Source organism: Burkholderia sp. Ac-20392, from assembly GCF_017104585.1.
In the GTDB taxonomy this organism is placed as follows: domain Bacteria; phylum Pseudomonadota; class Gammaproteobacteria; order Burkholderiales; family Burkholderiaceae; genus Burkholderia; species Burkholderia lata.
Genome location: NZ_JAAGPB010000389.1, coordinates 1 through 8,163 on the forward strand (window position 1 = coordinate 1; position 8,163 = coordinate 8,163).

Sequence of the window (8,163 nt, forward strand, 5' to 3'; positions counted from 1 at the left end):
CGACAGCGGCTCGTCGAGCAGCAGCAGGCCGGGCGAGGTGGCGAGCGCGCGCGCCAGCGCGATGCGCTGCTGCTGGCCGCCGGACAACTGGCCCGGATGCTTGCGATGGCTGTCGGGCAGGCCGACCAGCGCGAGCAGCGTGTGCACGCGCTCGTGGATCGCGTCGCGCTTCATCTTGCGATTCACGAGCCCGTACGCGACGTTGTCGTACACCGTGAGGTTGGGGAACAGCGCGTACGACTGGAACACGATCCCGTAGTCGCGCAGTTGCGGCGGCAGCCGCGAGATGTCGCGGCCGTCCTGCATGATGTGGCCGGCGTTCTGCGTCTCGAGCCCTGCGATGATCCGCAGCAGCGTGGTCTTCCCGCAGCCGGACGGCCCCAGGAAACAGATCATTTCGCCCTTCATCACGCTCAGGTTGATGTCGGTGAGAACCTGCGTGTCGTTGTACCGCTTCTCGATGCGTTCTGCGCTCAGATAAGGTGCCATGCGCGCCTCCATGCTGGGGCGGCCCGGGGGCCGGATTCGACGACGGAAAGGGTGGCGCGGGGCGGCGCGCGGCGCGGCCCCGCTGCCGGTCGCGGCGTTACTGCTGCGCTTTCGCGCCGTAGCGCTTCTGCCATGTATCGAGGATCGACTGGCGGTTCTTCGCCGACCACACGAAGTCGTTCTTCACGAGCAGGTCCGAGTAGTTGTCGGGGATGCCGGCGAGCTTCCGTGCGACGCCCGGGTACGCGACGATCGCCCACCAGCGCGCGGTGATCTGGTTCGCATCCTTGCTCGCCATGAAGTCGGCCAGCTTCTTCGCGGCGTCGGGCTGCTTCGTCGTCTTCATGATCGCGGTGCCTTCCATGTCCCAGCCGAGCCCTTCCTTCGGGAACACGAGATCGATCGGCGCGCCCTGCGACTGCAGTTCGTGGCCGCGGAACTCGAACGAGATGCCGATCGGGAATTCGCCGGTGCCGGCGAGCGTGCACGGCTTCGAGCCCGAGTGCACGTATTGCGCGACGTTCTTGTCGAGCGCATCCATGAATTTCCAGCCACGATCGTCGCCGAAGGTCTGCAGCCATGCGGTCACGTCGAGGTAGCCGGTGCCGGATGAAACCGGGCTCGGCATCACGATCGCGCCTTTATAGACGGGCTTCGTCAGGTCTTCCCACGACGTCGGCTTCGGGATGCCCTTCGCCTGCGCGGCGACGCGGTTGTAGCAGATCGTCGCGCCCCACACGTCCATGCCGACCCAGTGCGGCGGCGTGTTCGCGTCACTGTACTTGCGCGTGAGCTGGTCGAAGCCCTTCGGCGTGTACGGCATCAGCATCCCCTGCAGGTCGAGCAGCGTGAGGCTCGACGCCGCGAGGCCGAGCACGACGTCCGCGCGCGGGTTGTTCTTCTCCGCGAGCAGCTTCGCGGTGACCGAGCCGGTCGAGTCGCGCACCCAGCGGATCTCGATATCGGGGTTCGCTTTCTCGAACGCGTCCTTGTAGGGCTTCATCGCCTCGTCTTCCAGCGCGGTATAGACGAGCAGCGACGTCTTCGCGTGCGCCGCCTGCACCGCGCCGAGCGCGACCGCCGCGGCCAGCGCGAAGCGGGCCGCGCCCGCCGCCCATGCGTTCAAACGCTTGTTTACCGGCACTTCGTTCATCTTCAGACCCCTTGACTGTGACGCCGCGGCACGCGGCGGATGAGTGGAGACCAGCCCTCTTGCTGCACCGCTGTTTTGCTTTCTGTTCGCTGCATGTTGTTGACAATCTACAAATCATCAATTTTAATGTCAAGCATGGAAAACACCTCCCTTCGGCGCGACGCGGGCGCCGACGGCTCTACCCTTCGAACTGAAAGGAATGAACGTCATGAATGAAACGCCTGTATCCGTGGAAGTGAACGGCCGCCGCTACAACTGGATGAGCCGGCCCGTGGTGGTCGTCTGCGTCGATGGCTGCGCATACGAATATCTGGAAGAAGCGGCCGAGGCCGGCGTCGCGCCGTTCCTGCGCACGCTGCTGAAGCCGGGCACGGCGCTCAAGGGCGAGTGCGTGGTGCCGAGCTTCACGAACCCGAACAACCTGTCGATCGTGACCGGCGTGCCGCCGGCGGTGCATGGGATAAGCGGCAACTACTTCTACGATCGCGACACCGGCGCCGAGGTGCTGATGAACGATCCGAAGTACCTGGTCGCACCGACCGTGCTCGCGACCTTCGCGGAGCAAGGCGCGAAGGTCGCGGTCGTCACCGCGAAGGACAAGCTGCGCCGCCTGCTCGGCAAGGGGCTGAAGGGCATCTGCTTCTCGTCGGAAAAGGCCGACGAGGCGAGCGTCGAGGAAAACGGCATCGACAACGTGCTCGAGCTGGTCGGCAAGCCGGTGCCGAGCGTGTACAGCGCGGACCTCTCCGAATTCGTGTTCGCGGCCGGCGTGCGTCTGCTCGAGACGCGCCCGATCGACCTGATGTACCTGTCGACGACCGACTACGTGCAGCACAAGTGCGCGCCCGGCACGGAAGGCGCGAACGCGTTCTACGCGATGATGGACAAGTACCTGCAGCGCCTCGACGAGCTCGGTGCGATCGTCGCGATTACGGCCGACCACGGGATGAACGCGAAGCACGACGATGAAACCGGCGAGCCGAACGTGATCTACCTGCAGGAGCTGTTCGACGAGTGGCTCGGCGAGGATGCGGCGCGCGTGATCCTGCCGATCACCGATCCGTACGTCGTGCACCACGGCGCGCTCGGCTCGTTCGCGACCGTCTACGTGCCGGCGACGGCCAACGCCGAAGCGCTGCGCGCACGGCTCGCCGCGGTCGACGGCATCGAGGTCGTGCTGACGGGGGCCGAGGGCTGCGCGCGCTTCGAGCTGCCGCCGGCGCGCATGGGCGACCTGATCGTGATCTCGAAGCAGGACGTCGTGCTCGGCACGCGCCGCATCAAGCACGACCTGTCGGGCCTCGACGTGCCGCTGCGGTCGCACGGCGGGATCTCCGAGCAGATCGTGCCGCTGATCTTCAGCAAGCCGGTTGCCGGCGACGTCTCGGGCCGCGCGCGGCTGCGCAACTTCGACATCATCGACATCGCGCTCAACCATCTGCAGTGATGCGCACGCATCCGTAAGGGGACACACTCATGAACGCCATTGCAGCATTGACGGACGTCCGCGAGATTCGTCGCGAAGCACTGCGAATCGATGGGGAACGGATTCATCGGGACGCGGTAATCGAAGTGCGCAACCCGTACGACGGTTCACTGGTCGGCACCGTGCCGAAAGCGACGCTGGACGACGTGCGGCGCGCGTTCGCCGCCGCGCGTGCTTACCGGCCGACGCTCACGCGCCACGATCGTGCGGCGATCCTGCGCCGTGCGGCCGACATCGTGCGCTCGCGCACCGCGGAGATTGCCGCGCTGATCACGGCCGAGGCCGGCTTGTGCATCAAGGATTCGACGTACGAAGCAGGGCGCGTGGCCGACGTGCTGACGTTCGGCGCCGGTGAAGTATTGAAAGACGACGGTCAGATCTTCTCGTGCGACCTGACTCCGCACGGCAAGAAGCGCCGCGTGTACACGCAGCGCGATCCGCTGCTCGGCGTGATCTCGGCGATCACGCCGTTCAACCACCCGATGAACCAGGTTGCGCACAAGATCGTGCCGTCGGTGGCGACCAACAACCGGATCGTCGTGAAGCCGTCGGAGAAGGTGCCGCTGTCGTGCTACCTGTTCGCGGACATCCTGTACGAAGCCGGCCTGCCGCCGCAGATGCTGCAAGTGCTCACCGGCGACCCGAAGGAGATTGCCGACGAGCTGATCACGAACCCGGCGATCGACCTCATCACGTTCACGGGCGGCGTATCGATCGGCAAGTCGATTGCATCGCGGATGGGCTACCGGCGTGCGGTGCTCGAACTCGGCGGCAACGATCCGATCATCGTGATGGAAGACGCCGATCTCGACGAAGCGAGCACGCTCGCGGTGTCGGGTTCGTACAAGAACTCGGGGCAGCGCTGCACGGCGATCAAGCGGATGCTCGTGCACGAGTCGGTGGCCGATCGCTTCACGGAGCTGGTAGTCGAGAAGACGCGCGCGTGGTCGTACGGCAATCCGGCCGATCCGTCGGTCGACATGGGCACGGTGATCGACGAGGCGGCCGCGAAGTTCTGCGAGCAGCAGGTGAACGACGCGATTGCGCGCGGTGCACGGCTGCTGGTCGGCAACGTGCGAAACGGCGCGCTGTATTCGCCGACGGTGATCGATCGCGTGACGCCCGACATGCCGCTGGTGAAATACGAAACCTTCGGCCCCGTGTCGCCGATCATGCGTTTCCGCGACATCGACGAAGCGATCCGGATGTCGAACAGCACCGACTATGCGCTGTCGTCGTCGGTCTGCACGAACCGCTTCGACAACATCACGCGCTTCATCACCGAGCTGGAAGTCGGCAGCGTGAACGTGCGCGAAGTGCCGGGTTACCGGCTCGAACTGACGCCGTTCGGCGGCGTGAAGGATTCGGGGCTCGGCTACAAGGAAGGCGTGCAGGAAGCGATGAAGAGCTTCACGAATACGAAGACGTATTCGCTGCCGTGGTAAGTGGCGTGTAAGCCGCGCGCACCGGTTTCGTGGCCGGTGCGCGCGTTATTCGATCGGCTCATATCGATAGCCGATTTGCGTTTTTGCCGGGCCTCGACGCGTCGGTAGAATTCGCGGACCTCTCGAACGGCATGCATGTGCCGCGGGAATATTCCCTCCAATCATTCGGGGTCCGCACCATGAAATTCCTTCGCTCCATCCTGGTCGTCGCCATGCTGCAGGCCGTTTCGGTCACGAGCGCACTGGCTGCCGACGACCTGTCGCAGATCAAGTCGTCCGGCGTGTTCCGGGTCGGTACCGAAGGCACGTACGCGCCGTTCACGTACCACGACGAAACCGGCAAGCTGACGGGTTTCGACGTCGACATCGCGACCGCGATCGCGCAGCGTCTCGGCGTGAAGCCGCAGTTCGTCGAAGGCAAGTGGGACGGGCTGATCGCGGGCCTCGACGTGAACCGCTACGACGCGGTCGTCAACGAAGTGTCGATCACCGATGCGCGCAAGGCGAAATACGATTTCTCGACGCCGTACATCACGTCGCGCGCGGTGCTGATCGTGCGCACGGACAACACGACGATCCGCTCGTTCGACGATCTCAAGGGCAAGAAATCCGCGAACACGCTGACCAGCAATTTCGGCAAGCTCGCGGCCGCGCACGGCGCGGATGTGGTGCCCGTGCAGGGCTTCAACGAAGCGATCGACCTGCTGAGCTCGGGGCGCGTCGACGCGACGATCAACGATTCGCTGTCGTACCTCGATTTCCGCAAGCACAAGCCGGACGCGAAGCTGAAGGTCGCGGCGACCGACACGGGCGGCGCGAGCGACGCATCGGGCGTGCTGCTGCGCAAGGGCAGCCCCGCGCTGGTGGCCGCGATCGACAAGGCGCTCGCGGACATCAAGGCCGACGGCACCTACGCGAAGATCTCGCAGAAGTATTTCGGCCGCGACGTGTCGCAGCCGTGACGCGAGGCTGAACGATGCCGGCCTGGCTTCATCTGATGGCGGAATCGCTGCGGCCCCTGCTGGTTGCGGGGCTCGTGTTCACGGTGCCGCTCACGCTCGCGTCGTTCGCGATCGGCCTGCTGCTCGCATTCGGCGCGGCGCTCACGAGGCTGTTCGGGCCGCGCTGGGCGCAAGCCGCCGTACGTTTCTACATCTGGCTGTTTCGCGGTTCGCCGCTGCTCGTGCAGCTGTTCGTGATCTTCTACGGCCTGCCGAGCGTCGGCATCGTGCTCGATCCGCTGACGGCTGCCGTGATCGGCTTCTCGCTGAACGTCGGCGCGTACAACGCCGAGGTGATCCGCGGCGTGATCGAATCGATTCCGAAGGGGCAGTGGGAAGCCGCGTACTCGATGGCGATGACGCGCCCGCAGGCGCTGCGCCGCGCGATCCTGCCGCAGGCCGCGCGCGTCGCGCTGCCCGCACTGTCGAATTCGTTCATTTCGCTCGTGAAGGACACGTCGCTCGCGGCCGTGCTGACCGTGCCGGAGATCTTCCAGGCTGCGCAGCGGATCGCAGCCGTGACCTACGAGCCGATGATTCTCTATACGGAAGCCGCGCTGATCTATCTGCTGCTCAGCTCGGTGCTGTCCACGCTGCAGCGTCGCCTCGAAATTCGCTTCGGCCGACATGCGCTGTTCCAGGCGGAGTTGCGATGATCCGGCTCGAACGCATCGACAAGTCGTTCGGCGCACATCGTGTGTTGCACGGGATCGACCTCGCGTTGCAGCCCGGCAGCGTGACGGCGCTGATCGGGCCGTCCGGCAGCGGCAAGAGCACGCTGCTGCGTTGCGTGAATCTGCTCGAAGTGCCCGAGGCGGGTGCGCTGACGGTGGGTGACGCACGCATCGACTTCTCGCCGGCACACCGGCCGGCGCGCGACGCCGTGTTTGCAGTGCGCCGCCAGACCGGCATGGTGTTCCAGAATTTTCAGTTGTTTCCGCACCTGAGCGTCGTGCAGAACGTAATGGAGGGGCTCGTCACCGTGCAGCGCTGGCCGCGCGAACGGGCCCGCGAACGCGCGCTCGCGCTGCTCGAGAAGGTCGGGATCGCGGACAAGGCCGACGCGTGGCCCGGCACGCTGTCGGGCGGCCAGCAGCAACGCGTCGCGATTGCACGTGCGCTCGCACCGTCGCCGCAGGTGCTGTTATGCGACGAGCCGACGTCGGCGCTCGATCCGGAGTTGTCCGTCGAAGTGGTCGAGGTGCTGCGCCAGCTCGCACGCGAAGGCACGACGATGCTGATGGCCACCCACGACCTGCGCCTGGCCGCGTCGATCGCACATGACGCGGTGTTTCTCGCGGAGGGCCGCGTCGTCGAGGCCGGTGCATCGCGCGACCTGTTCGGCGACCCGCGCGATCCGCGCACCGCGAAGTTCATCTCGACGCTCGCGCAGGGCGTGCCGGTGTTCTGACGCGACGCGCGACAAGCGATATGCACTACCGCGGGCGTCAACCTTGCCCTGACGCGTCGAGCACCGCCGCGACGATCGCCTCCGGCGCATCTTCCTGCACCAGGTGGCCCGCGCGCGGCACCCTGATCAGCTGGCCGTTGGCGACGCGATCGGCCAGCGCCTGCCCCTGTTCGAGCGGAATCCACGCGTCGTCCTCGCCCCACACGATGCGCACCGGAAAGTCCGGCGGCGCGTAACGCGCCTCGGCTTCCTCGATGTAGCGCTGGCGCATCTGCGCGATCTGGCGATAGAACGCGGCCTGACCGGCGGGCGTGAGCCATGGCGCGCGGTAGATCGACAGCGCGTCGTCGCTCAGCGGCCGGGCGACCGCATTGCCGAGATAGGCCGACACGAGCGCGTGATGCGCATACGCAGGCAATCCGGTGAAGGCGGTTTCGTGCTGCGCGACGTGGCGCACGATCGGCGAACCCTGCGGCGCGATCGCGACGGGATTCACGAGCGTGAGATCCGCATAGGCGACGCCGTCGAGGAAGTGCGCACGCAGCACGGTTGCGCCGCCGTAGTCGTGCGCGAGCACCCGCGGGCGCGAAATGTTCCACGCATCGAGCAGCGCGCCGAACAGCCGGTTCTGGCGGCCGAGCGATACGTCCGCGTCCGGCATGTCGGATTGACCGTAGCCGAGCAGGTCGTAGAAGAACACGCGATGACGCCGCGCGAGCCACGGTGCGATCCGGCGCCACACCTGCGACGAAAACGGCGTGCCGTGCACGAGCACGAGCGGCGGGCCTTCGCCGAGCGTTCCCCAGGCAATCCGGTGGCCTTCGAAAATGAAGTGATTGGCGAGTTCGAGCATCGGTATCTCCGTGCTAACCTGTTTTGGTTGTTAACAGGTTACTCCGGATTGTCCGGGTATGAAACCGATAGGTGCAAATAAATGGTTACTCGACACGAGCCCGCTCAACCCGCGCACGCATGGAGTGCAGCCGATTTCGTCGGCGGCCATCCGGCGCTCGACTTCCTCAACACGGTGGCCGACACGGGCAAGACGCGCGACGCGGACAAGCTCGTCGACTGGCCGGCCGTGCATGCGTGGGCGGAACGATCGGGGCTGCTGGCGCCGGCCGATCTGGCGCGGCTTCTGCGTCATGCACGGCAGGACGACGCGGACGCGCTGGCGG

The 8,163-nt window shown here is 65.9% G+C and carries 9 protein-coding genes; 6 read left to right on the forward strand and 3 right to left on the reverse strand.

Annotated elements, in window-relative coordinates; all coding sequences use genetic code 11:
• Positions 1–489: ATP-binding cassette domain-containing protein (locus G3N99_RS29725; RefSeq protein WP_206124164.1), on the reverse strand; the 489-nt coding region annotated here is incomplete at its 3' end.
• A 97-nt stretch (positions 490–586) separates the two neighbouring features.
• The gene (locus tag G3N99_RS29730) at positions 587–1,642 is read right to left on the reverse strand and encodes a putative 2-aminoethylphosphonate ABC transporter substrate-binding protein (protein WP_174937366.1); all 1,056 of its coding nucleotides are present in this window, start codon (positions 1,640–1,642) and stop codon (positions 587–589) included.
• Positions 1,643–1,850: 208 nt separating this feature from the next.
• Here G3N99_RS29730 and phnA point away from each other — a divergent pair, with 208 nt between their 5' ends.
• From phnA to G3N99_RS29755, 5 genes are all read left to right on the forward strand, one after another.
• On the forward strand, positions 1,851–3,089 hold the full coding sequence (phnA, locus tag G3N99_RS29735) for a phosphonoacetate hydrolase (RefSeq protein ID WP_174988672.1): 1,239 nt from the start codon (positions 1,851–1,853) through the stop codon (positions 3,087–3,089).
• 29 nt (positions 3,090–3,118) lie between these two features.
• On the forward strand, positions 3,119–4,573 hold the full coding sequence (gene phnY, locus G3N99_RS29740) for a phosphonoacetaldehyde dehydrogenase (protein WP_206124165.1): 1,455 nt from the start codon (positions 3,119–3,121) through the stop codon (positions 4,571–4,573).
• 179 nt (positions 4,574–4,752) lie between these two features.
• A complete protein-coding gene (locus G3N99_RS29745) occupies positions 4,753–5,535 on the forward strand; it encodes an amino acid ABC transporter substrate-binding protein (RefSeq protein WP_206124166.1) in 783 nt (260 codons plus the stop codon).
• Between the two features lie 14 nt (positions 5,536–5,549).
• Positions 5,550–6,230 carry an amino acid ABC transporter permease gene (locus tag G3N99_RS29750; protein ID WP_011353585.1) on the forward strand — a complete coding sequence of 227 codons (681 nt, stop codon included), beginning with the start codon at positions 5,550–5,552 and terminating at the stop codon, positions 6,228–6,230.
• Positions 6,227–6,985, forward strand: a complete 759-nt coding sequence (locus G3N99_RS29755; RefSeq protein WP_174954779.1) for an amino acid ABC transporter ATP-binding protein — start codon at positions 6,227–6,229, stop codon at positions 6,983–6,985. Before G3N99_RS29750 ends, G3N99_RS29755 begins: the two co-directional genes overlap by 4 nt.
• A gap of 37 nt (positions 6,986–7,022) precedes the next feature.
• Here the strand turns inward: G3N99_RS29755 and G3N99_RS29760 are convergent, their stop codons facing one another.
• A complete protein-coding gene (locus G3N99_RS29760) occupies positions 7,023–7,838 on the reverse strand; it encodes an alpha/beta fold hydrolase (RefSeq protein WP_206124167.1) in 816 nt (271 codons plus the stop codon).
• Positions 7,839–7,919: 81 nt separating this feature from the next.
• Between G3N99_RS29760 and G3N99_RS29765 the strand changes: the two genes are divergently transcribed.
• Positions 7,920–8,163: ABATE domain-containing protein (locus tag G3N99_RS29765; RefSeq protein ID WP_206124168.1), on the forward strand; the 244-nt coding region annotated here is incomplete at its 3' end.

Bases quoted from the DNA above. Each gene is read 5' to 3' on its own strand.
- G3N99_RS29730 (WP_174937366.1), bottom strand. From the start codon at position 1,642: ATGAACGAAGTGCCGGTAAACAAGCGTTTGAACGCATGGGCGGCGGGC.
- phnA (WP_174988672.1), top strand. From the start codon at position 1,851: ATGAATGAAACGCCTGTATCCGTGGAAGTGAACGGCCGCCGCTACAAC.
- G3N99_RS29750 (WP_011353585.1), top strand. From the start codon at position 5,550: ATGCCGGCCTGGCTTCATCTGATGGCGGAATCGCTGCGGCCCCTGCTG.
- phnY (WP_206124165.1), top strand. From the start codon at position 3,119: ATGAACGCCATTGCAGCATTGACGGACGTCCGCGAGATTCGTCGCGAA.
- G3N99_RS29755 (WP_174954779.1), top strand. From the start codon at position 6,227: ATGATCCGGCTCGAACGCATCGACAAGTCGTTCGGCGCACATCGTGTG.
- G3N99_RS29745 (WP_206124166.1), top strand. From the start codon at position 4,753: ATGAAATTCCTTCGCTCCATCCTGGTCGTCGCCATGCTGCAGGCCGTT.
- G3N99_RS29760 (WP_206124167.1), bottom strand. From the start codon at position 7,838: ATGCTCGAACTCGCCAATCACTTCATTTTCGAAGGCCACCGGATTGCC.